This window comes from Paracoccus sp. M683 (assembly GCF_007096355.1).
In the GTDB taxonomy this organism is placed as follows: domain Bacteria; phylum Pseudomonadota; class Alphaproteobacteria; order Rhodobacterales; family Rhodobacteraceae; genus Paracoccus.
Genome location: NZ_VKDF01000001.1, coordinates 236,641 through 255,665 on the forward strand (window position 1 = coordinate 236,641; position 19,025 = coordinate 255,665).

A 19,025-nucleotide genomic window follows, 5' to 3' on the forward strand; every position below is an offset into this window, starting at 1 on the left:
GAAACAGCATGAGCGAGCAGATCAATTACGACGCGCTTTATGCCAGGGTGCCCCGCTCGGCGCGCAGGCATCTGATCTTCGGGCTGGTCCTGCTGACCCTGTCTTTCGGCAGTTTCGGGGCCTGGGCGTTCCGGGCGCCACTGGCTGCTGCGATCATGGCGCCCGGCAGCTTTGTCGCCACCGGCCGCAACAAGATCGTCCAGCATCTAGAGGGCGGCATCATCAGCGAAATCCTGATAAATGAAGGCGATGCGGTGACGGCTGGCCAACCGCTGATCCGGCTGGACGGCACCGCCGCCATCGCCAACCGCCGCGAGCTGGAACTGCGTCGCGCCCGGCTAGAGGCGATCAGCGCGAGGCTGCGCGCCGAATATGAAGGCATCGAGGCGCTGACCTTTCCCGACTATCTGACCAGCCATCAGGATGATCCCAGCTTTGCCGCGATCATGGCCGAACAGAACGCCGCCTTCCGCGCCGCCCGCAGCAAGCTGGATGGCGAAATCGTGCTGCTGGAAAGCAACATCATCGCCGGGCAGTCGCGCGTCGATGGCTATGCCGGGCAATTGACCACCGTTCAGACCCAGCTGAGCCTGCTGGGCGAAGATCACGCCGCCCGCAGTCAGTTGCTGGATCGCGGGCTGGTGCGCCGCAGCGAGGTCAACATGCTGTCGCGTGCCATTGCCGATGCGCAAGGCGAGGTCGACCGCCTGACCGCCGAGATCGCCGAAACCCGCGAGGCGATCCGCAAGGCCGAACGCCAGATCGAACAGACCCGCACCCAGCACATGCAGACCGCGCTGGATGAAAGCCAGGGGATCGAGGCGGATCTGGACAGCGTTCGCGAACAATCGCTGAAGGCGCAGGATGTGCTGGAACGGTCGCTGATCACCTCGCCGGTTTCGGGAACGATCGTGCGGATGAACTATCACACTGCCGGGGGGGTGATCGAACCAGGCAAGGCAATTCTTGAGATTTTGCCACTGGATGCCCCGCTGGTGATCGAAACCCAGATCGCCCGCACCGATATCGACCAGGTCGAGGTCGGCCAACGCGCCGCCGTGCGCCTGACATCGCTGAACCAGCGGACCACCCCGGTTCTGGAAGGAGAACTGGTCTATGTTTCGGCCGATGCGCTGAAAACCGAAACCGATGGTGTCGCGCAAGAGGTCTATGTCGCGCGGATCGACCTGCCAATCGAAGAGTTGGACCGCATCACCGGCTTCCGGCCAACGCCTGGCATGCCGGCCGAGGTGATGATCGAAACGAATGCGCGCACCTTTGCCCGCTATCTGATCAAGCCGATCGAAGACAGCCTGTCCCGCGCCTTCCGCGAGAATTAGGGGCCGCTACAGCCCCTCTTCGCCCAGCAGAACGCGGCCCTCGCGACTTTCGACCTCGATGACCCAAAGGTCAGGGTCAAAACCGCGCTGGCGCCGGATCGAAGCATCAATGTCAGGCTCGGCGCCGGTCTCGGTCACGCGCCAGTCACGGGTGTCGGTCTGGAAATCCCATTCCCGCGCCCATAGCTGGGCCGTGCCGTCCAGCCGAGCGCATTTCACCAGCACCGCGCCCGCCGTGTCATCGCCATGGGCCAGCACATAGGCCGGAATATTGGCCAGCCCCAACCGGGCCAGATAGGCCGAGACCCAGATGCCCGCCGCGAGGCGCGGCTCAGGCATCGCCGTCGCGGAAGTCGAGGCCCATTTCGCGGAAACGTTCGGCCTCGTCCAGCCAGTTCTCGCGGACCTTGACCTGAAGGAACAGGTGGATCTTGCGGCCCATGAACTCCTCCAACTCGGCGCGGGCGGCCTGGCTGACGGCCTTGATCGTCTCGCCATGCTTGCCAAGGATAATGCCCTTGTGGCCGGGACGGGCGACATAGATGATCTGATCAACGCGGGCGGAACCGTCCTTGCGTTCCTCCCACATCTCGGTTTCGACCGTCAGCTGATAGGGGATTTCCTCGTGCAGGCGCAGGGTCAGCTTTTCACGGGTGATTTCCGCCGCGATCATGCGCATCGGCAGGTCGGCGATCTGGTCCTCGGGGTAAAGCCAGGGGCCAAGCGGCACCTCATTGGCCAGCCAATGCCGCAAGTCGTCGGCGCCATGGCCGCGCTCGGCCGAGATCATGAAGGTATGGGCGAACGGATAGGCCTCGTTCATCGACTGCGACAGGGCCAGCAGAACCTCGGCCTTGACGCGGTCGATCTTGTTGATGACCAGCGCGACCCTGGCCTTGCCCGACATGTTTTCCTTCAGCGCAGCAAGGATCGACTGCACACCGGGGGTCAGCCCGCGATGGGCCTCGATCAGCAGCAGCACGATATCGGCATCCGAGGCCCCGCCCCAGGCAGCGGCGACCATTGACCGGTCCAGCCGCCGGCGCGGACGGAAGATGCCCGGCGTGTCGACAAAGACCAGCTGGCTGGCGCCCTCGATGGCGATGCCGCGGATGCGGGCGCGGGTGGTCTGGACCTTGTGGGTCACGATGCTGACCTTGGCGCCGACCATGCGGTTCAGCAGCGTCGATTTGCCGGCATTGGGTTCGCCGATCAGGGCGACGAAGCCGGCGCGGGTGGGACCGGTCGGGCCAGTCGGGGTCGCGTCAGGTGCGGTATCTTCGGTCATGATTGGGAATCCACCAGGTCCAGCAGCGCCTGCGCCGCCGCCTGTTCAATGCTGCGTTTCGTGCCCGCGCCCTTGGCCGAGGCATGGCGGCCATCGGTAAGGCGGGCGGTGATGTGAAAGACCGGGGCGTGGTCGGGGCCGGTACGCCCGGTCTGGTCATAGACCGGGGGCGGCATGCCCTGCGCCTGCGCCCATTCCTGCAAGGCAGTCTTGGCATCGCGCGGATCGTCGGGCGTGGTGTCGATGCGGTCGGCCCAGAGCCGCAGGATCACGTCCCGCGCGGCACCGTAGCCCGCATCCAGATAGACGGCGGCCAGAACCGCCTCCATCCCGTCGGCCAGCAGCGCCTCTTTCCGGCGGCCACCGGACATCATTTCCGAACGGCCCAGCTTCAGCACGTCGCCCAGACCGATTTCGCGGGCGATGTCGGCACAGGTTTCGCCCCGCACCAGCGCGTTATAGCGGGGGGCCAACTGGCCCTCGGTGGCCTGCTTGTCGGCGGCAAACAGCGCCTCGGCCATCACCAGGCCCAGCACCCGATCACCCAGAAATTCCAGCCGCTGATTATCGGGCCGCGTGGCCGAGGCGATCGACCCGTGCGTCAGCGCCCGGACCAGCAATTCGGGCTGGGCGAAATCGTGACCCAAACGCCCCATGAAGGCGCGTATATCGGCCGAGGGTTTCACTCGACCGCCTTGAAGAAGCGATCACTGCGCCAGGTCCAGAAATACAGCAGCGACCGCCCGGCCGAGCTGAACATGATCCGGTCGGCGCGGCCGATCAGGAATTCGGCGGGGACAAAGCCCAGGCCGCCGGTGACCGGGTTGAACCGCGAATCCTCGGAATTGTCGCGATTGTCACCCATGAAGAAATACTGCCCCTCGGGGACCGTAAAGACCGGCGTGTCATCAGCGACCCAGCCATCGACGATGTTCAGAACATCATGGCTGACGCCGCCCGGCAAGGTTTCGGTAAAGCGTTGCTTGATGCATTCGCCGCCCTCGGGAACCGGATCGTTGACACAGCGCGGGATCAGCCCCTGCGGCCCCTGCTTTTCCTTGATCTCGACGAAATCGCCCGCCGGCTCGGTCGGCACGGCCTCGCCATTCAGCCAAAGCCTGCCCTGACGCATCTGCACCGTATCACCCGGCAGGCCGATCACCCGCTTGATGAAGTCGACGCCGCGCGTGGGGTGGCGGAACACGACGACATCGCCGCGTTCGGGGTCACTGCCCAGAAGCCGGCCCGAGATCGGGCACATCGAGAAGGGGCAGGAATGGGCGGAATAGCCATAGGCCATCTTGTTGACGAACAGGAAGTCACCGATCAGCAGCGTATCCTTCATCGACCCCGAGGGAATCCAGAAGGGCTGGAAGAACAAGGTGCGAAAGACGCCCGCAATGACCAGCGCCCAGAATACCGTCTTGATCGTTTCCCAGATGCCGTCTTTCTTGGTGGCGGTGCTATCGGCCATGTCGTCGCTTCCTCATATGCGCGGGTGGCGCGTTCATGTGCCCCCGCCGGGGGCAAAGTCAAGCATTGGCGCCGCGTCGCAGGGCTTCGATCACGACGAAGGCCTGCGCCCAGGGATGGTCATCGGTCAGCGTGACATGGACGATGGCCTCATGACCCTCGGGTGTCATCTGCGCCAGCCGGTCGGCGGCCCATCCGGTCAGGTGCATGACCGGCTGGCCCGTGCGCAGGTTGCTGACGGCCATATCACGCCAGCTGATGCCCATGGCCAGCCCGGTGCCCAGGGCCTTGGAACAGGCTTCCTTGGCGGCCCAACGTTTGGCCAGGGTGCCCGCCTCGTCCTTGCGGCGCTTGGCCTTGGCAAGCTCGGTCGGCGTAAAGACGCGGTTGCGGAAGCGGTCGCCAAAACGGTCAAGCGTGCCCTGGATGCGCTCGATATTGGCGAGGTCGGTGCCGATGCCAAGGATCATGCGCCTGCCCGCCCGGTCGGATTGGGTATTTGGACGAGAAAGAAGCCGGACGGGGTCATGCGCGGCCTGTCATGCACGGGCCTCGTCCATTCGGCGGCGCATTTCGCGGATGGCGGGGCCGAGGCCGGTAAAGACCGATTCCGCGATCAGGAAATGGCCGATATTCAGTTCCATCAGCTCGGGGATCGCGGCGATGGGTCCGACGGTGTCAAAGGTCAGGCCGTGGCCGGCATGGACCTCTAGCCCCAGTGAGGCCGCTAGCGCCGCGCCCTCGCGCAGGGCGGCCAGTTCGGCATCGCGTTCGGAAAGACGGCCTTCGGTGTCATAATCGCAATAGGCGCCGGTATGCAGTTCCACGACCGCCGCACCGATACGTGCGGCGGCCTGGATCTGGCGGGGTTCGTGGCCGATGAACAGCGAGACCCGGCTGCCCGCGTCGCGCAGGGGCGCGATATAGCGGGCCAGCGCATCGTCATTTCCCGCGACGTCCAGCCCGCCTTCGGTGGTGCGTTCCTCACGTTTTTCTGGGACGATGCAGACGGCATGAGGGCGGTGGCGCAGGGCAATGGTCTGCATTTCGGCGGTCGCCGCCATTTCGAAGTTCAGGGGCAGGCGCAGGCCGGCCATCAGCGCGTCGATATCGCTGTCCGAGATGTGGCGGCGATCCTCGCGCAGATGGGCGGTAATGCCGTCGGCCCCGGCCTCCTCGGCGATGCGGGCGGCGCGCAGCGGGTCGGGCCAGGGCGTCCCGCGCGCGTTGCGGATTGTGGCGACGTGGTCGATATTGACGCCGAGACGCAGCATGTCAGTCCTTTCAGCCGGTTTCCGGGCCAGCATAGCCCTGCGCGGGCGCCGGCGCCAGTTCGGTGGCGACGACCCACCAGCCGGACCGGGCAGAAAGGGCACGGGCCGCACGGGTGGCATCGGCCAGATGTTCGAACAGCCCGAAACAGGTCGCACCCGAACCGGACATGCGCGCCAGCCCGGCGCCCTGGCCGGCAAGCGCCGCCAGCACATCGGCAATAACCGGGGCAAGCCGGATCGCGGGATCTTGCAGATCGTTGCGGGTGTCGGCCAGCCAGCTCAGCAGCGTATCCGCATCGTGCCAGTCGGGGCCCGGCAAGGGCGGATTGTCGCGCAGGATTAGCGCGGCAAACACCGCCGGCGTCGGCAGGGGGATGCCTGGATTGACCAGCACCACGGGCAGCGCAGGCAGGGGAGGAACCGGGTCCAGCACCTCGCCCACGCCGCGCATTCGCGCCGGTCTTCCGGCCAGACAGACCGGAATATCGGCACCCAGCACCGCCGGATCAGCCGGCAGCGCATGGCCCTGCGCGGCCAGCGCGCGCATCACCGCCGCTGCATCGGCCGAGCCGCCGCCAATGCCCGAGGCGACGGGCAGGTTCTTGGTCAGGTGAATATCGGCATCCGTCCCCATGGCGCGAGCCGCGCGCAGGCAAAGGTTGTCATCGTCCGCCGAAAGCCCCGCAGCAAAGGGCCCGTCGATCGTCAGTCGCGGCCCGCCCGGCAGGACGCGCAGATCATCGCCAATACGGGTGAAGGCGACCAGCGAATCCAGCAGGTGAAAGCCATCCGCCCGCCGGCCAGTGACATGCAGGGCAAGGTTCAGCTTCGCCGGAGCCGGCTGGATCATTCGCTGCGCGTGGCGTCGTCGGCGCTGCCATTATCGGCCGAATCCGATGGGGCAGCCGGCCGATGCGGCGCGGGGGGGCTGCCTTCTTCGGCCATCACCGCGTCAAGGCCGCGCTCCAGCTTGGCGCGGATCCGGTCAGGATCGACATCATCCTCGGTCTCGGTCGGCTTCAGCGACAGGGCGCGATGCCATTGAATTTCAGCCTCGCGCTTGCGGCCGACCATCCAGTAGATATCGCCCAGATGATCGTTGATCAGCGGATCCACCGACATGGTTCGCGCCGCCTGTTCCATCGGGGCGACCGCCTCGGCATAGCGGCCCAGCCGGAAATAGGCCCAGGCCAGCGAGTCCTGAATATAGCCATCCTCGGGCGACAGCTCGACCGCCTTTTGGATCAGGGTCAGCGCCTCGTCCAGATTCTCGCCCCGGTCGATCCAGGAATAGCCCAGATAGTTCAGCAGGCTGGGCTGTTCGGGGCGAATCTCCAGCGCGGCTTTCAGATCGGCCTCGGCCCGGTCGAACTGCCCCGAGCGTTCCAGCGCGATACCGCGCGCATAAAGCGGGAACCAGCGGGCATCACCATCGGCTTCGTCGATCAGCGACAGCGCCTTGTCATAGGCGGGAACCGCGGCGCCGAACTTGTCCTGCTGGCGCAGCAGATCGCCCTGCGCGATCCAGGCCTGCGCGAGGTCGGGATAGGTGGCCGTCAGTGCCAGCGCGACCTTTTCAGCCTCGTCATAGCGCTTGGCGCGGGCCAAGGCGTCGATCCGCGTCAGTTCAGCCACCGGGCGAACCTCGCCCAGATTGCGCAGCGCCTCGTATTCGGCTTCGGCCAGATCGAACTGGTCATGCATTTGCAGAATCTGCGCCGTCACCAGACGGGCATCGCCCAGTTCCGGGGCGATCCAGCCCGACAGCCGGGCATGGATCAGCGCCAGAGGCTCTGGCTCGGGGGCGTTGGCCAATGCGGTGGCGAAGGTCAAAAACACCTGTGCGATGCCTTGCCGGGGCGAGGCGACCACGTCAAAGCTTACTTCCTCGCCATTCTCCAGTGCTGCCTGCAATGCCGCTACAGATGGCTCGGAGCCATTGCCCGGCATGCCGTCCAGCACGGCCAGCGCCTCGTCGCGGCGGTCCAGCTGCGCCAAAACCTGCGCATGGGCCAGATCACCCTGCAAATGGCCCGCCGCACCCGAGGACAGCAATTGTTCGGCCCCCTCGTAATCGCCGACCAGCGCGCGCGCCATGGCAAGCTGATAGTCCAGCATGCCGGCGGCACCGGGAACGCGGCGCAAGCGTTCGAAATCCGCCAGCGCCTCGGTCGCATTGCCGGCGCCCAGCTTGGCCCATGCCGCAAGCATCCCGTCCAGCAACTGACCGCCCTGCGGTGCAGCCTGGCTGTTGGGCTGGGCCGCCTGGATCAGCGTCAGCAGACCGGCCCATTCCTCGGCCTTGGCAAGATCGGCCCGCAGGACCAGCCCGGCCAGTTCGGTCCCGCCATCCTCGGCCGCGGCCATCTTCCGGGCCAATTCCGCCGCCTCGTCAATCTGGCCGGCCGAAATCATCGAGACCAGCGCGCTATCCTGAAGATACAGATCGTCGGGATCGTGGGCCACGGCCTGCCGGAAATAGCGTGCGGCCGCCATGAAATCATTTTCCACCGACGCAATGCGCGCGGCCAGATACGGCCCTGCCAGACCAAAGGTCAGCGGCGCATCCTTGCCGTCATCAGGTTCCAGCACCGCATCGGCGACAGCCTCGCCCTCGATGACATCCTGCATGTCGGGCGCGGCGGCATCGGCCGGTTCGTCCGTTTGCAGATTGTCAGGGCGCGGCGGCGGAGGCGCCTCTTGTGCGATGGCGGCAGATGAAACCAGCAGGGCAAGTGCCGAGGTCAGCCAGAGCTTTTGCAGATAATGGGTCAACACGCGTTCCGTCTGAATGGTTCTGCTGTGCCGCAAGGTAACGCCGGGGCTGGCGAGGGGCAACGCCGCCCCGCCCGGCCCCGCGATCACATATTCGGGTAGTTCGGCCCGTCTCCGCCTTGCGGCGTCGTCCAGTTGATGTTCTGCGACGGATCCTTGATGTCGCAGGTCTTGCAATGGACGCAGTTCTGGAAGTTGATCTGGAACTTCGCCTCGGCCCCCTCGCCCAGCACCTCATAGACCCCGGCCGGGCAGTAACGCTGCGCCGGCTCGGCATATTCGGGCAGGTTCACGCTGATCGGGATCGAGGGATCCTTCAGCTTCAGGTGGCTGGGCTGCGATTCCTCGTGATTGGTAAAGCTGAAGGACACATTGGTCAGCCGGTCAAAGCTGAGCACCCCATCAGGCCGGGGATAGTCGATCGGCTGGAAATCGCGCGCCTTGCCGGTCGCCTGCGCATCGGTCTTGCCGTGTTTCCACGTCCCCAGCGGATTCCAGCCCGTCAGGTTCGACACCCACATGTCAAAGCCGCCCAGTGCGAGGCTGGGCCACAAGCCAAGCTTGGACCAGATCGGCTTGACGTTGCGCACGCGCTTCAGATCCTTGGCGATCTCGCCGGTCCGCACGGCCTGATCGTAATCCGTCAGCCGGTCGCCTTCACGGCCCTCGGCGATGGCGCGGGCGGCGGCTTCGGCTGCCTCGATGCCCGACAGCATGGCGTTGTGGTTGCCCTTGATCCGCGGCACGTTCACCAACCCGGCCGAGCAACCCAGCAGCATGCCGCCGTCAAAGGACAGTTCCGGGATCGACTGCCAGCCGCCTTCGCTGATCGCACGGGCGCCATAGGCGACGCGCTTGCCGCCCTCCAGCAGGTCCGCGACCATCGGGTGATGCTTGAAGCGCTGGAACTCCATATAAGGATAAAGATAAGGGTTCTGATAGTTCAGGTGCACAACGAAGCCGACCAGAACCTGATTGTTCTCAAGGTGATAGATAAAGCTGCCGCCGCCCGCGTTCTTGCCCAGCGGCCAGCCCATCGTGTGAACCACGCGGCCCTTCTGGAACTTCTCGGGTTTGACCTCCCAGATTTCCTTCATGCCCAGGCCGAATTTCTGCGGCTCGTGGCCCTGGGACAGGTTCAGGCGGTTGATGATCTCTTTCGCAAGGCTGCCGCGCACGCCCTCGGCGATAAAGACGTATTTGCCATGCAACTCCATCCCCGGTTCATAGCCGTCACCAATGCTGCCATCGGCATTGCGGCCAAATTCGCCGGCGACCACGCCCTTGACCCGGTTGCCGTCCCAGACGATCTGGCTGGCGGCCATGCCGGGAAAGATCTCGACCTCCAGCGCCTCGGCCTGTTCGGCCAGCCAGCGGCAGACATTGCCCATGCTGACGATGTATTTGCCATGGTTCGACATCAGGGGCGGCATCGGCCAGTTCGGCACGCGCACCTGACCGGCCTCGCCCAGCACATAGAAATTGTCGTCCGTCACCTCGGTCGAAATCGGGGCGCCCTTCGCCTTCCAGTCCGGGATCAGCCGATCCAGCCCCGAGGTATCCAGAACCGCACCCGACAGGATATGCGCGCCGATTTCGGAACCTTTTTCCAGAACCACGACCGAAAGCTCGGGGTTGATCTGCTTCAACCGGATCGCCGCCGACAGGCCAGATGGCCCGCCCCCCACGATCACGACATCATATTCCATCGACTCGCGTTCGATCGGGGTCTCATCCGTCATGGCTGGCTCTCTTCCCTCAGATTTGCTGGTCAAGCTAGTAACCCGCGAAATGGCATAGGGCAATCATGACGCAGGGGGCCATATGGCCAATTCATGCCTAATTCCTTTGGCCGGGCTTGCATTCGCCTTTGGCTTGGATGCAGGGTAGCCGTTGAATATGCGCCCCTGCCAGCACCGTTGGCAGGGGCGTTCGATTAGCATCTGATTGCTTTGGGTGAGTGAAAGGCCGACGATGGAAAAAGTACCGATGACGCGAAACGGGCATCAGGCGCTGGACAAGGAACTGGGCCAGCTGAAATCCGAGGAACGCCCCGCCGTCATTCGCGCCATTGCCGAGGCACGCGAACATGGCGATCTGTCCGAGAATGCGGAATACCACGCCGCACGCGAAAAGCAGGGCTTCATCGAGGGCCGTATCAAGGAACTGGAAAGCATCCTGTCGCGGGCCGAGGTCATCGACACCTCGAAACTGTCCGGCGCAATCAAGTTCGGCGCCATCGTCGGGCTGGTCGACGAGGATACGGACGAGGAAAAGACCTATCAGATCGTCGGTGAACCCGAGGCCGATATCGAACGCGGCCGGCTGAATATCCGGTCGCCGCTGGCCCGCGCCCTGATCGGCAAGGAAGAGGGCGACAGCGTCGATGTCGTCACGCCGGGCGGCCAGAAAAGCTATGAAATCCTGTCCATCCGCTACGAATAACCGATGAGCTTGCGCAAACGGATAGGCGCGGCCCTGGGCAGCGACGAGGCCGTGACCATCGGCATTGTCCTGACCGCCCTCTGGCTGCTGATGGCCGGGCTGTTCTGGTTGTTCGGGCCGGATGCCGATGCCCCGGTCAGCGGGCTGTTGCGGCTGGCCTCGGCGCTGGCGGTGCTGCTGCCGGTGGTGCTGATCTGGATGGCCGTGGGGCTGGCGGGCGCATTGGCCACGCTGCGCGCCGAAGCCGCCGAATTGCGTCTGCGGCTTGGCCAGATGCGCGATGCTGCGGGGCGCGTGACTGCCGGCGCGATGGCGACTGATCCGGCACCGGCACCGGCAGCACAGACCGCAGCCGCCCAGGCGGCGCCCCGGCGCGCCCATGCCCCCGCCGCCGCGCCCCAGCCTGCTGCACCGCGCCCCGTGGCCGGCGGCGATGGCCGGCAGACGGCGATGCGGTTCGATGCCCCGGTATCGGTGGCCGTTCATCCCGACGATCTGATCCGGGCGCTGAACTTTCCCGAAGGCCCGGATGATGTGGAAACCATCACCGCCTTGCGGGCCGCGCTGCGCGACCATGACAGTTCCCGCGTCATCCGCTCGGCGCAGGATGTGGTGGCGCTGCTGGCCGAAAACGGGCTGTATATGGAACATCTGGTCCCCGACGCCCCGCGCCCGGCGCTGTGGCGTCGCTTTGCCGAGGGGATGCGGGGTGATACCGTTCAGGCCATGGGTGCGGTGCATGACGCCGCCGCGCTGGATCTGGTGCAGGCCATGCTGAAGAGCGACGAGATCTTTCGAGACAGCGCCCATCATTTCCTGCGCCATTTCGATCTGATGCTGACCCGGATCGGCGGCGGGCTGGATGATGCGCAACTGGCGCGGCTGGCCGACACCCGATCTGCCCGCGCCTTCATGTTGCTGGGCCGCGCCGCCAATGTCTTTGGCTGATCCGATGACCGACAGCCGGCCCATGCCGGACTGGATCGCGCTGGACTGGGGCAGCACCAACCTGCGCGCCTATGCCATGCGGGGCACGACCGCAGTGCTTGCAAAGGCCGAAGGGCCTGGCGCGGCGGGGCTTTCGGGTGCCCTCGCCTTCGAAGCCGCGCTGATGTCGGTGATCGGCGGCTGGCTGGGTCAGGGCCGGGATCCGATGCCGGTGCTGGCCTGCGGCATGGTCGGCGGCCGCCAGGGTTGGATCGAGGCCCCCTATCTCGACGTGCCCGCCGCGCCACTGGCCCCCACTGCGATGGTCACGGCGCCGGTACAGGACCGCCGGATCACGTTGCGCATCATGCCGGGCATGCGCCAGGACAATCCCGCCGATGTGATGCGCGGCGAGGAAACCCAGATTGCCGGGCTGCTGGCCGCCCAGCCCGATTTCGACGGCGTCATCGCGCTGCCAGGCACCCATTCGAAATGGGCGCGGATCAGCGCGGGCGAGGTCGTGGGCTTTCAGACAGCGCTGACGGGCGAGATGTTCCAGCTGCTGTCGCAATCCTCGGTGCTGCGGCACGGGATCGGCGAAGGCTGGGACGAGGCCGCCTTTCAGGACGGCGTGGCCGAGGGCCGCCGCGATGCCGACCGGCTGCTGGCACGGCTGTTTCAGTTGCGTGCCGAAGGGCTGGCCGGCAGGCTGGCCCCCGATGCGGCCCGGGCGCGGCTGTCGGGCCTGCTGATCGGGGCCGAGCTGGCCGCGATGCGGGGCTGGTGGCTGGGCCAGCAGGTCGCGCTGATCGGGGCGCCGACGCTGACCGAACGTTATGCCACCGCTTTGGCGGCGCAGGGCGTGCAGGCCAGCCGGCACGATGGCGGCGGCATGGCATTGGCGGGGTTGGCGCAGGCCTATCAGCAGATCGGGGCGACATGAAAGGTGACCAGATCAACAACGGCCGTGCGCTTGTTGCCATCCTGCGCGGAATCGCACCGGATCAGGCGCTGCCCGTCACCAAGGCGCTGATTGGGGCAGGCATCACCCGGATCGAGGTGCCGCTGAACTCGCCCGATCCCCTGACCAGCATCGCGGCCATGCAAGATGCCTTTGGCGCGCAGGCGCTGATCGGGGCCGGCACGGTGCTGATGCCGTCTCAGGTGGTGGCGGTCGGGGCGACCGGGGCGCGGCTGATCGTGTCGCCCAATTGCGATCCGGCGGTGATTGCGGCAACGAAATCGGCCGGTCTGCTGTCCTATCCAGGCGTGATGACCCCGACCGAGGCTTTTGCGGCCCTGAAAGCCGGCGCCGATGCGCTGAAGCTGTTTCCGGGCGAGTTGATCGGCCCCGTCGGGCTGAAGGCGATGCGGGCGGTTCTGCCGCGTGAGGTGCCGCTTTTTGCCGTGGGCGGTGTCGCCGCCGAGAACATGGCCGAATGGCGCGCGGCAGGAGCTGACGGCTTCGGCATCGGTTCGGCGATCTACAGGCCGGGCGACAGTGCCGATATGGTGGCGGGAAAGGCCGCGCAGCTGGTCGCGGCCTATGATCGGGCCTTCGGTCCGGCCGGACGGCCCTGACCGGCGCAGGCAGCGCGCAAAGACAACCGCGAAGACAACCCTTGTGCGCGCCAGATGGGCGTGACACTCAGGCAGAATATTCAGTTTCTGCAAGTTGACCATGTCCCCCAACCCGACATCCCCGCATGACCTGCCCCCACCCGTCGAGGACGCGGCGCTGGATCGCGTTCTGGCACGCAGCCCGGCACAGTGTTTCCGGCATGGCATGGTGCAGTCGCTGCCCTTCCTGATCGTGCTGCTGCCCTTTGGCCTGCTGTTTGGGGTGCTGGCCAGCGATGTCGGGCTGGATCTGGCGCAGGTGCTGGGCTTTTCGGTGCTGGTTCTGGCCGGCGCCTCGCAGTTCACCGCGGTGCAACTGCTGTCGGATCAGGTGCCGGCACTGCTGGCGGTGGTGTCGGCGCTTGCGGTCAATCTGCGGATGGCGATGTATTCGGCCTCGCTGGTGCCCTGGCTGGGCAAGGCCTCGGGGCGGGACCGGGCGGCGGTGGCCTATCTGCTGGTCGATCAGACCTATGCACTGGCGATCCAGCATTACGAGATGAACCCGCGCCTCAGCCTGGCGCAGCGGCTGGCCTATTTCTATGGCGCGGCGGCGGCGATGTGCATTCCCTGGGCGATTTCCAGCGTGGTGGGTGCGACGGTCGGTCAGGCGATCCCCGATGGCATCGCATTGGATTTCGCGATCCCGATCACCTTTCTGGCGATGATCGCGCCGATGCTGCGGACGCTGGCGCATAAGGTCGCGGCGCTGGTCGCGGTGATCATGGCGCTGCTTCTGGCCTGGATGCCGGCGGGGACGGGTCTGCTGATCGCCGCCCCAATCGGCATGGCCGCCGGCGCAGCGGTCGAGGCCTGGATGGAACGCCGGCAGAAAGGCAAAGCCCAATGATCACGCTTTCCGACAGTGGTGTCTGGCTGGTGATCCTGGCGCTTGGCGCCGGGACGTTCCTGATTCGCTGGTCGTTTCTGGGGGCGCTTGGGCGCTATGTCATGCCAACCTGGGTGCTGCGGCTGCTGCGCTATACCCCGGTGGCCGTGCTGCCCGCGCTGGTCGCGCCGCTGGTCATGTGGCCCGCCGCGACCGAGGGCCAGACCGATCCCGCACGGCTGGTCGCGGCCATTGCCACGGTCGCCGTCGGCATGATCTGGAAAAACATGCTGGCCGCAATCCTTGCCGGCGCCGGCACGCTGGTCGCGATGCTTCAGTTCCTGGGATAGCCGGTGATCACCCCGTCCTTCTGACGCAGAAGGACATCGTGGTTATTCGCCGGATCGCCATCACGATGGCTGCGCGAGGTCACGCCCGGCAGGGTCAGGAACCATTGCCGCAGCTTGATCGGCGAAAACCCCCTGGGCGCCCCCTGGAAGCCCGGCACCCGGCGCAGAACCTCGCCCGTGCCCACGGCGCAGAAGCTTTTGCTGACCGCGCCCTGCTGTTCGGCCGAGCGGATGGCGGCATCGGCAACAGCCAGGCTGACCGGCACCGTATCTTCGGCAACCCAATAGGTGCTGCGCGCATGGTAGTCGATGTAGAAGTTCTTGAAATTCGGCGTGATCCCATACAGCACGTCATGGCGTTCAGGGATGCGCGGATGGTTCCAGCTGCCCGCCGGGTCAAAGATCACCCGATGACTGCCATTGATCATCAGCGCCGAATGGCCGCCTTCGCCCTTGGGAATGCCAATGACGGTGAACAGGGCAACCGAGGGCGGCTCGCCCGTCGCGAAACGCGCCGCCCGCACGGCTTCGTCGCTGGCCCAGATATTATCAGCCCCGCAAGCCGCAAGGGGCAGCGCCGCCGCGCCTGCCAGAAACGCCCGTCTTTTCATGCTGCTGTCCTGCCCGTCTTCGTCATGTTATTCGTCTCTGCCGGTCAGAAATGACCCTGCCGACAATCAGCCTGACGGATCAGGCGTTCACCAGCGCCATGAAAACCAGCACACCGAGCGAGATGATAACCACCCAGGTCGACAGCTTGATGAAGCCGGCAAAGGTCTTCTTATGTTCGGTGATGTCCATTTCACCCGGCTTGTATTCAGTAACTTCGTGATGCGTGGCCATGCGCCCCTCCGGTTCTGGTTCGGTCCTGCGATAGCCGATTGCGAGCGGCGTGTCACGCCCCCCACAGCACGGCACCATCGCTTTCGCCCATGGCCCGCAGGATGCCAAGATGGCGAAGGTGGTTGACATGGGCCACCGCCTCGACCAGCGCCAGGCCGAACTCGGCCTCACCGATGCGGCGCTTGAACAGGATGTCGAAACAGCCGACCGCCGTGCGCGCCTGCTGGCGCAGTGCCTCGGTCATGCGGTCCAGCGCGCTGGTATGGTTTTCGATCAGCTGGCCCAAGCGGTCGGGAAGGCCGGTAAAGGGCAGCTTGTGGCCGGGCAGCACCAGATGGCGTGGCTGGGCCAATTCCGCGAAACGGCGGCAGGATCGCAGCCATTCGCCGACCGGGTCGGCATCGGGCTCGGTCGGATAGACCCCCAGATTGGGCGAGATCGAGGGCAGCAGCTGATCGCCCCCCAGCACCAGATCGTCATCCAGCGACCAGAAGGTCGCATGTTCGGGTGCATGGCCATCGCCCATATGCACGGCCCATTCGCGCCCGCCGAAACACAGCCGGTCGCCATCGCTGATCCGGGTGAAACCCAAAGGCAGCGGATGCACCGCATCGGCGAAATTGAAGGGCCGTTCCGCCGCCCGCCGCGCCAGCAGATCAGCCGGCATCCCCGCCCGACGCCAGAAATCCAGCGCCTGCGGGGTCGGGCGATCCTGTTCGTCCAGCACCAGCATTCGCGCGGTCAGCCAGGCGGTGCGGCTGATCATCAGCTCGGCCCCGTGATCGGCCATGAACCAGCCCGCCAGCCCGATATGGTCGGGATGATGATGGCTGCCGATAACCCGGTGGATCCGGCGCCCGGCCAGAGGCCCGTCGATCAGCGCCTGCCAGATCGCGCGGCTGCGCCGCGAATCAAACCCCGTATCCAGAATGGTCCAGCCATCCTCGCCATCATCCAGCGCATAGACATTCACATGGTCCAGCGTCATGGGCAGCGGCAGTCGCATCCACAGCACGCCCTCGGCCATGGCGATGGCCTCGCCTTCGCCGGGGGGCTGTTCCTGCGGATAGCGGATCACGCGCCAAAGACCCCCGCCAGTTGGTCGTCGCTGATCGCGTTCAGATCGGCCAGCCCGACCTGCGCCTCGGTCAGATCGGCGGCATAGCGCGGCAGGATCCGGGTGATATAGATCCGCGCCAGAGTGATCCGCCCCTCGTCCCCGGTCTGGGCGGCGCGCAGGTGGAACCAGGCCCCCAGCACGCGGGCGAAGGCGTCCAGATAGGGCACGGCACCGGCAAAGCGGTCCTGAAGATCCGCATCCAGCATGGCCTGCGTCGCCTCGCGCAGGGTCTCGACCGCCTGCCAGACATCGCTCGCCAGATCGGGCAGCTGCGCCTGCGCGGCCTTGGCGGCATCCATCATCTCGTCCAGCAGGCGCGTCGCCGCCTCGCCGCCATCGGACATCTTGCGGCCGACCAGATCCATCGCCTGAATGCCGTTCGTGCCTTCATAGATCGGGGTGATCCGCACATCGCGTAGATATTGCGCGGCGCCGGTTTCCTCGATGAAGCCCATGCCGCCATGCACCTGCACGTTCATATCTGCCACGCGGCAACCAACATCGGTGCCATGGGCCTTGGCGATCGGCGTCAGGAAGGCGGCGCGGGCCGCGCAGCCCTCGTCCCCGGTGGCGCGCGCCAGATCCGCCGTGGCGGCGGTGGCCAGGCAGATGGCGCGGGCGGCAAAGACCTCGGCCCGCGCGGTGGCCAGCATCCGGCGCACATCGGCATGGCGGATGATCGGGCCGAACTGGTTGCGCTCGGTCGCATAGGCCACAGCCTGCTGCAAGGCCGCCTCGGCCACGCCGACGCCCTGCACACCCACACCCAGACGGGCGGCGTTCATCATGGTGAACATCGCGGCCATCCCGCCATGTTCGCGCCCGATCAGCCAGCCGGTCGCGCCCTCATAGCTCATGACGCAGGTGGGGCTGCCATGAATGCCCATCTTGTGTTCCAGCGAGACGACCTTCAGGCTGTTGGCCACGCCAGGGTTGCCATCGGCATCGGGGATGAATTTCGGCACCATGAACAGGCTGATCCCCTTGGTGCCCTTGGCCCCGTCCGGCAGTCGCGCCAGAACGGCGTGGCAGACGTTCTCGGTCACGTCACTGTCGCCCCAGGTGATAAAGATCTTCTGCCCGGTGATCGAATAGGTGCCATCGCCATTCGGCTCGGCCTTGGTGGTCAGCGCGCCCACATCGCTGCCCGCACCCGGTTCGGTCAGGTTCATCGTGCCCGACCATTCGCCGCTGTTCAGCTTGGGCAGATACAGGGCCTTCATCTCGTCGCTGGCATGATGCTGCAACGCGTCGATCTGGCCCTGCGTCAGCAGCGGGTTCAGTTGCAGCGACAGGCAGGCCCCAGCCAACATCTCGGCCACCGCCATATTCAGCGCCTGCGGCAGGCCCATCCCGCCATATTCCGGGTCCGAGGCAAGGCTGATCCAGCCGCCCTCGGCGATCGCGCGGAACCCGGCATCGAATCCGGGCGAGGACCGCAGCTTGCCATTTTCCAGCCGCGCCGGGGTCAAGTCGCCATTGCGGTTCAAGGGGGCGATCTCGTTCTCGGCCATCTTGCCGGCCTCGGACAGGATCGCATCGACCGTCTCGGGCGTGGCTTCGGCGAACAGCTCTGTATCGGCCAGTCTGGGGAACGGCACGATATTTTTCAGGATAAAGGCGATCTGGTCGACAGGTGCGCGATAGCTCATGGTCTTTCCCCCTTCGTTCGGCTAGGCACTGGGCCGGGCCGATCCACGCGAATTTCATGCGTCACATTAACGCCCGCCAAGGATCCAGCAACCCGAACCCGGCGTCACGAATGCAGACCCTCCGACTCGCCTCAGACGAAACCGGCATCGCACAGGCCGCCAAATTGCTGCGCCAGGGCCAGACCGTCGCCATCCCGACCGAGACCGTCTACGGCCTGGCTGGCGACGCCCGCAACGGGGCGGCGGTGGCGGCCATCTATGCGGCCAAGGGACGGCCCAGCTTCAACCCTCTGATCGTGCATGTGGCCGATCTGACGGCGGCCCGGCGCATCGCCCACCTGCCCCCGCAGGCCATGGAACTGGCCCAAGCCTTCTGGCCCGGCGCGCTGACCCTGGTGCTGCCGCTCCGGGCCGATAGCGGCATCGCCTCGCTGGTCACGGCGGGGCTGGATACGGTCGCAATCCGGGTTCCCGCAGCCCAGGCGGCACAGGCGCTGTTGCGCGCCTTTGACGGGCCGCTGGCGGCGCCTTCCGCCAATGCGTCAGGCCGGATCAGCCCGACAACGGCCGATCACGTCCTCGACCCGGACGGCGGCCTCGATACCCGCATTGCTGCCGTGCTGGATGCCGGCCCCTGCCCGGTCGGCGTCGAATCGACCATCATCGGCTGGCATCAGGACCGCGCCACCCTGCTGCGCCCCGGAGGCATCCCCGCCGAGGCGATCGAGGCCGCGCTTGGCCACCGCCTCGACCATCATCAGGCTGATCCCGACACGCCGACCGCGCCCGGCCAACTCAGCAGCCACTACGCCCCCAATGCCGCGCTGCGCCTGAACGCCGAAACCGCCCTGCCCGGCGAAACCCATATCACCTTCGGCCGGCCCGGCCCCTTCAGCCTCTCGCCCACCGGCGACCTGACCGAGGCCGCCGCCCACCTTTTCGACCTGCTGCGCCGCGCCGACCGCGAAGGCCGCGCCATCGCGGTCGCCCCGATTCCCGATCACGGGCTGGGCACGGCAATCAACGACCGCCTGCGCCGCGCCGCCGCGCCGCGACAGGCTTCTTCTTCATCCAAATAACCTGGGGGAA

The 19,025-nt window shown here is 66.1% G+C and carries 21 protein-coding genes; 8 read left to right on the forward strand and 13 right to left on the reverse strand.

All coding sequences use genetic code 11. The features are described 5' to 3' along the window. Nucleotides 1-8: 8 nt before the first annotated feature. On the forward strand, nucleotides 9-1,340 hold the full coding sequence (locus FNJ84_RS01090) for an HlyD family type I secretion periplasmic adaptor subunit (RefSeq protein ID WP_143791065.1): 1,332 nt from the start codon (nucleotides 9-11) through the stop codon (nucleotides 1,338-1,340). Nucleotides 1,341-1,346: 6 nt separating this feature from the next. Here the strand turns inward: FNJ84_RS01090 and FNJ84_RS01095 are convergent, their stop codons facing one another. The 9 genes from FNJ84_RS01095 to FNJ84_RS01135 all read right to left on the reverse strand — a co-directional run bounded on the left by FNJ84_RS01095 (nucleotide 1,347) and on the right by FNJ84_RS01135 (nucleotide 9,892). Further along, nucleotides 1,347-1,679 (reverse strand): DUF1491 family protein, encoded by a 333-nt coding sequence (locus tag FNJ84_RS01095; RefSeq protein WP_143791066.1) that lies wholly within the window; start codon nucleotides 1,677-1,679, stop codon nucleotides 1,347-1,349. After that, entirely contained in the window at nucleotides 1,672-2,628 is a 957-nt protein-coding gene (gene era / locus FNJ84_RS01100) for a GTPase Era (RefSeq protein WP_143791067.1), read from the reverse strand. Before era ends, FNJ84_RS01095 begins: the two co-directional genes overlap by 8 nt. Next, nucleotides 2,625-3,314, reverse strand: a complete 690-nt coding sequence (gene rnc, locus FNJ84_RS01105) for a ribonuclease III (RefSeq protein WP_143791068.1) — start codon at nucleotides 3,312-3,314, stop codon at nucleotides 2,625-2,627. The genes era and rnc overlap by 4 nt, the downstream gene beginning before the upstream one ends. Beyond that, on the reverse strand, nucleotides 3,311-4,102 hold the full coding sequence (gene lepB, locus FNJ84_RS01110; protein ID WP_143791069.1) for a signal peptidase I: 792 nt from the start codon (nucleotides 4,100-4,102) through the stop codon (nucleotides 3,311-3,313). The genes rnc and lepB overlap by 4 nt, the downstream gene beginning before the upstream one ends. Before the next feature lie 58 nt (nucleotides 4,103-4,160). Beyond that, nucleotides 4,161-4,571, reverse strand: a complete 411-nt coding sequence (gene acpS / locus FNJ84_RS01115) for a holo-ACP synthase (RefSeq protein WP_143791070.1) — start codon at nucleotides 4,569-4,571, stop codon at nucleotides 4,161-4,163. Nucleotides 4,572-4,640: 69 nt separating this feature from the next. Next, nucleotides 4,641-5,375, reverse strand: coding sequence for a pyridoxine 5'-phosphate synthase (locus FNJ84_RS01120; RefSeq protein WP_143791071.1), 735 nt, complete (start codon nucleotides 5,373-5,375; stop codon nucleotides 4,641-4,643). A 10-nt stretch (nucleotides 5,376-5,385) separates the two neighbouring features. After that, entirely contained in the window at nucleotides 5,386-6,225 is an 840-nt protein-coding gene (locus FNJ84_RS01125; protein ID WP_143791072.1) for a 4-(cytidine 5'-diphospho)-2-C-methyl-D-erythritol kinase, read from the reverse strand. Then, nucleotides 6,222-8,153: a tetratricopeptide repeat protein gene (locus tag FNJ84_RS01130; RefSeq protein WP_370454551.1), complete on the reverse strand. Its 1,932-nt coding sequence runs from the start codon at nucleotides 8,151-8,153 to the stop codon at nucleotides 6,222-6,224. Before FNJ84_RS01130 ends, FNJ84_RS01125 begins: the two co-directional genes overlap by 4 nt. 83 nt (nucleotides 8,154-8,236) lie before the next feature. Beyond that, nucleotides 8,237-9,892 (reverse strand): electron transfer flavoprotein-ubiquinone oxidoreductase, encoded by a 1,656-nt coding sequence (locus FNJ84_RS01135; protein WP_143791073.1) that lies wholly within the window; start codon nucleotides 9,890-9,892, stop codon nucleotides 8,237-8,239. 232 nt (nucleotides 9,893-10,124) lie between these two features. Between FNJ84_RS01135 and greA the strand changes: the two genes are divergently transcribed. The 6 genes from greA (at nucleotide 10,125) to FNJ84_RS01165 (ending at nucleotide 14,321) form a co-directional block, all read left to right on the forward strand. Then, complete coding sequence (greA, locus tag FNJ84_RS01140; RefSeq protein WP_143791074.1) at nucleotides 10,125-10,595, forward strand: transcription elongation factor GreA; 471 nt, start codon at nucleotides 10,125-10,127, stop codon at nucleotides 10,593-10,595. 3 nt (nucleotides 10,596-10,598) lie between these two features. Further along, on the forward strand, nucleotides 10,599-11,543 hold the full coding sequence (locus FNJ84_RS01145) for a hypothetical protein (protein ID WP_143791075.1): 945 nt from the start codon (nucleotides 10,599-10,601) through the stop codon (nucleotides 11,541-11,543). Continuing rightward, nucleotides 11,530-12,465 carry a 2-dehydro-3-deoxygalactonokinase gene (locus tag FNJ84_RS01150; RefSeq protein WP_255470998.1) on the forward strand — a complete coding sequence of 312 codons (936 nt, stop codon included), beginning with the start codon at nucleotides 11,530-11,532 and terminating at the stop codon, nucleotides 12,463-12,465. The genes FNJ84_RS01145 and FNJ84_RS01150 overlap by 14 nt, the downstream gene beginning before the upstream one ends. Next, nucleotides 12,462-13,103 (forward strand): 2-dehydro-3-deoxy-6-phosphogalactonate aldolase, encoded by a 642-nt coding sequence (locus FNJ84_RS01155; protein ID WP_143791076.1) that lies wholly within the window; start codon nucleotides 12,462-12,464, stop codon nucleotides 13,101-13,103. The genes FNJ84_RS01150 and FNJ84_RS01155 overlap by 4 nt, the downstream gene beginning before the upstream one ends. Before the next feature lie 100 nt (nucleotides 13,104-13,203). Further along, complete coding sequence (locus FNJ84_RS01160; protein WP_185968383.1) at nucleotides 13,204-13,992, forward strand: AzlC family ABC transporter permease; 789 nt, start codon at nucleotides 13,204-13,206, stop codon at nucleotides 13,990-13,992. Continuing rightward, nucleotides 13,989-14,321, forward strand: a complete 333-nt coding sequence (locus tag FNJ84_RS01165) for an AzlD domain-containing protein (RefSeq protein ID WP_143791077.1) — start codon at nucleotides 13,989-13,991, stop codon at nucleotides 14,319-14,321. Before FNJ84_RS01160 ends, FNJ84_RS01165 begins: the two co-directional genes overlap by 4 nt. Here the strand turns inward: FNJ84_RS01165 and FNJ84_RS01170 are convergent. From FNJ84_RS01170 to FNJ84_RS01185, 4 genes are all read right to left on the reverse strand, one after another. Then, a complete protein-coding gene (locus FNJ84_RS01170; RefSeq protein WP_143791078.1) occupies nucleotides 14,306-14,932 on the reverse strand; it encodes a hypothetical protein in 627 nt (208 codons plus the stop codon). The genes FNJ84_RS01165 and FNJ84_RS01170 overlap by 16 nt on opposite strands. A gap of 79 nt (nucleotides 14,933-15,011) precedes the next feature. Beyond that, nucleotides 15,012-15,164: an aa3-type cytochrome c oxidase subunit IV gene (locus tag FNJ84_RS01175; protein WP_143791079.1), complete on the reverse strand. Its 153-nt coding sequence runs from the start codon at nucleotides 15,162-15,164 to the stop codon at nucleotides 15,012-15,014. Between the two features lie 52 nt (nucleotides 15,165-15,216). Further along, nucleotides 15,217-16,191 (reverse strand): MBL fold metallo-hydrolase, encoded by a 975-nt coding sequence (locus FNJ84_RS01180; RefSeq protein ID WP_143791473.1) that lies wholly within the window; start codon nucleotides 16,189-16,191, stop codon nucleotides 15,217-15,219. 47 nt (nucleotides 16,192-16,238) lie between these two features. Beyond that, complete coding sequence (locus FNJ84_RS01185; protein WP_143791080.1) at nucleotides 16,239-17,936, reverse strand: acyl-CoA dehydrogenase; 1,698 nt, start codon at nucleotides 17,934-17,936, stop codon at nucleotides 16,239-16,241. 110 nt (nucleotides 17,937-18,046) lie between these two features. On the opposite strand from FNJ84_RS01185, the gene FNJ84_RS01190 reads away from it, so the two are divergent. Next, on the forward strand, nucleotides 18,047-19,015 hold the full coding sequence (locus FNJ84_RS01190) for an L-threonylcarbamoyladenylate synthase (protein ID WP_143791081.1): 969 nt from the start codon (nucleotides 18,047-18,049) through the stop codon (nucleotides 19,013-19,015). The last annotated feature ends 10 nt before the right edge of the window (nucleotides 19,016-19,025 follow it).

Coding starts and splice junctions, on each gene's coding strand:
- acpS (WP_143791070.1), bottom strand. CDS start 4,571: ATGATCCTTGGCATCGGCACCGACCTCGCCAATATCGAGCGCATCCAG.
- FNJ84_RS01095 (WP_143791066.1), bottom strand. CDS start 1,679: ATGCCTGAGCCGCGCCTCGCGGCGGGCATCTGGGTCTCGGCCTATCTG.
- era (WP_143791067.1), bottom strand. CDS start 2,628: ATGACCGAAGATACCGCACCTGACGCGACCCCGACTGGCCCGACCGGT.
- lepB (WP_143791069.1), bottom strand. CDS start 4,102: ATGGCCGATAGCACCGCCACCAAGAAAGACGGCATCTGGGAAACGATC.
- FNJ84_RS01175 (WP_143791079.1), bottom strand. CDS start 15,164: ATGGCCACGCATCACGAAGTTACTGAATACAAGCCGGGTGAAATGGAC.
- FNJ84_RS01155 (WP_143791076.1), top strand. CDS start 12,462: ATGAAAGGTGACCAGATCAACAACGGCCGTGCGCTTGTTGCCATCCTG.
- FNJ84_RS01180 (WP_143791473.1), bottom strand. CDS start 16,191: ATGGCCGAGGGCGTGCTGTGGATGCGACTGCCGCTGCCCATGACGCTG.
- FNJ84_RS01170 (WP_143791078.1), bottom strand. CDS start 14,932: ATGAAAAGACGGGCGTTTCTGGCAGGCGCGGCGGCGCTGCCCCTTGCG.
- FNJ84_RS01125 (WP_143791072.1), bottom strand. CDS start 6,225: ATGATCCAGCCGGCTCCGGCGAAGCTGAACCTTGCCCTGCATGTCACT.
- FNJ84_RS01090 (WP_143791065.1), top strand. CDS start 9: ATGAGCGAGCAGATCAATTACGACGCGCTTTATGCCAGGGTGCCCCGC.
- FNJ84_RS01185 (WP_143791080.1), bottom strand. CDS start 17,936: ATGAGCTATCGCGCACCTGTCGACCAGATCGCCTTTATCCTGAAAAAT.
- FNJ84_RS01150 (WP_255470998.1), top strand. CDS start 11,530: ATGTCTTTGGCTGATCCGATGACCGACAGCCGGCCCATGCCGGACTGG.
- FNJ84_RS01135 (WP_143791073.1), bottom strand. CDS start 9,892: ATGACGGATGAGACCCCGATCGAACGCGAGTCGATGGAATATGATGTC.
- FNJ84_RS01145 (WP_143791075.1), top strand. CDS start 10,599: ATGAGCTTGCGCAAACGGATAGGCGCGGCCCTGGGCAGCGACGAGGCC.
- FNJ84_RS01120 (WP_143791071.1), bottom strand. CDS start 5,375: ATGCTGCGTCTCGGCGTCAATATCGACCACGTCGCCACAATCCGCAAC.
- greA (WP_143791074.1), top strand. CDS start 10,125: ATGGAAAAAGTACCGATGACGCGAAACGGGCATCAGGCGCTGGACAAG.
- FNJ84_RS01165 (WP_143791077.1), top strand. CDS start 13,989: ATGATCACGCTTTCCGACAGTGGTGTCTGGCTGGTGATCCTGGCGCTT.
- FNJ84_RS01160 (WP_185968383.1), top strand. CDS start 13,204: ATGTCCCCCAACCCGACATCCCCGCATGACCTGCCCCCACCCGTCGAG.
- FNJ84_RS01190 (WP_143791081.1), top strand. CDS start 18,047: ATGCAGACCCTCCGACTCGCCTCAGACGAAACCGGCATCGCACAGGCC.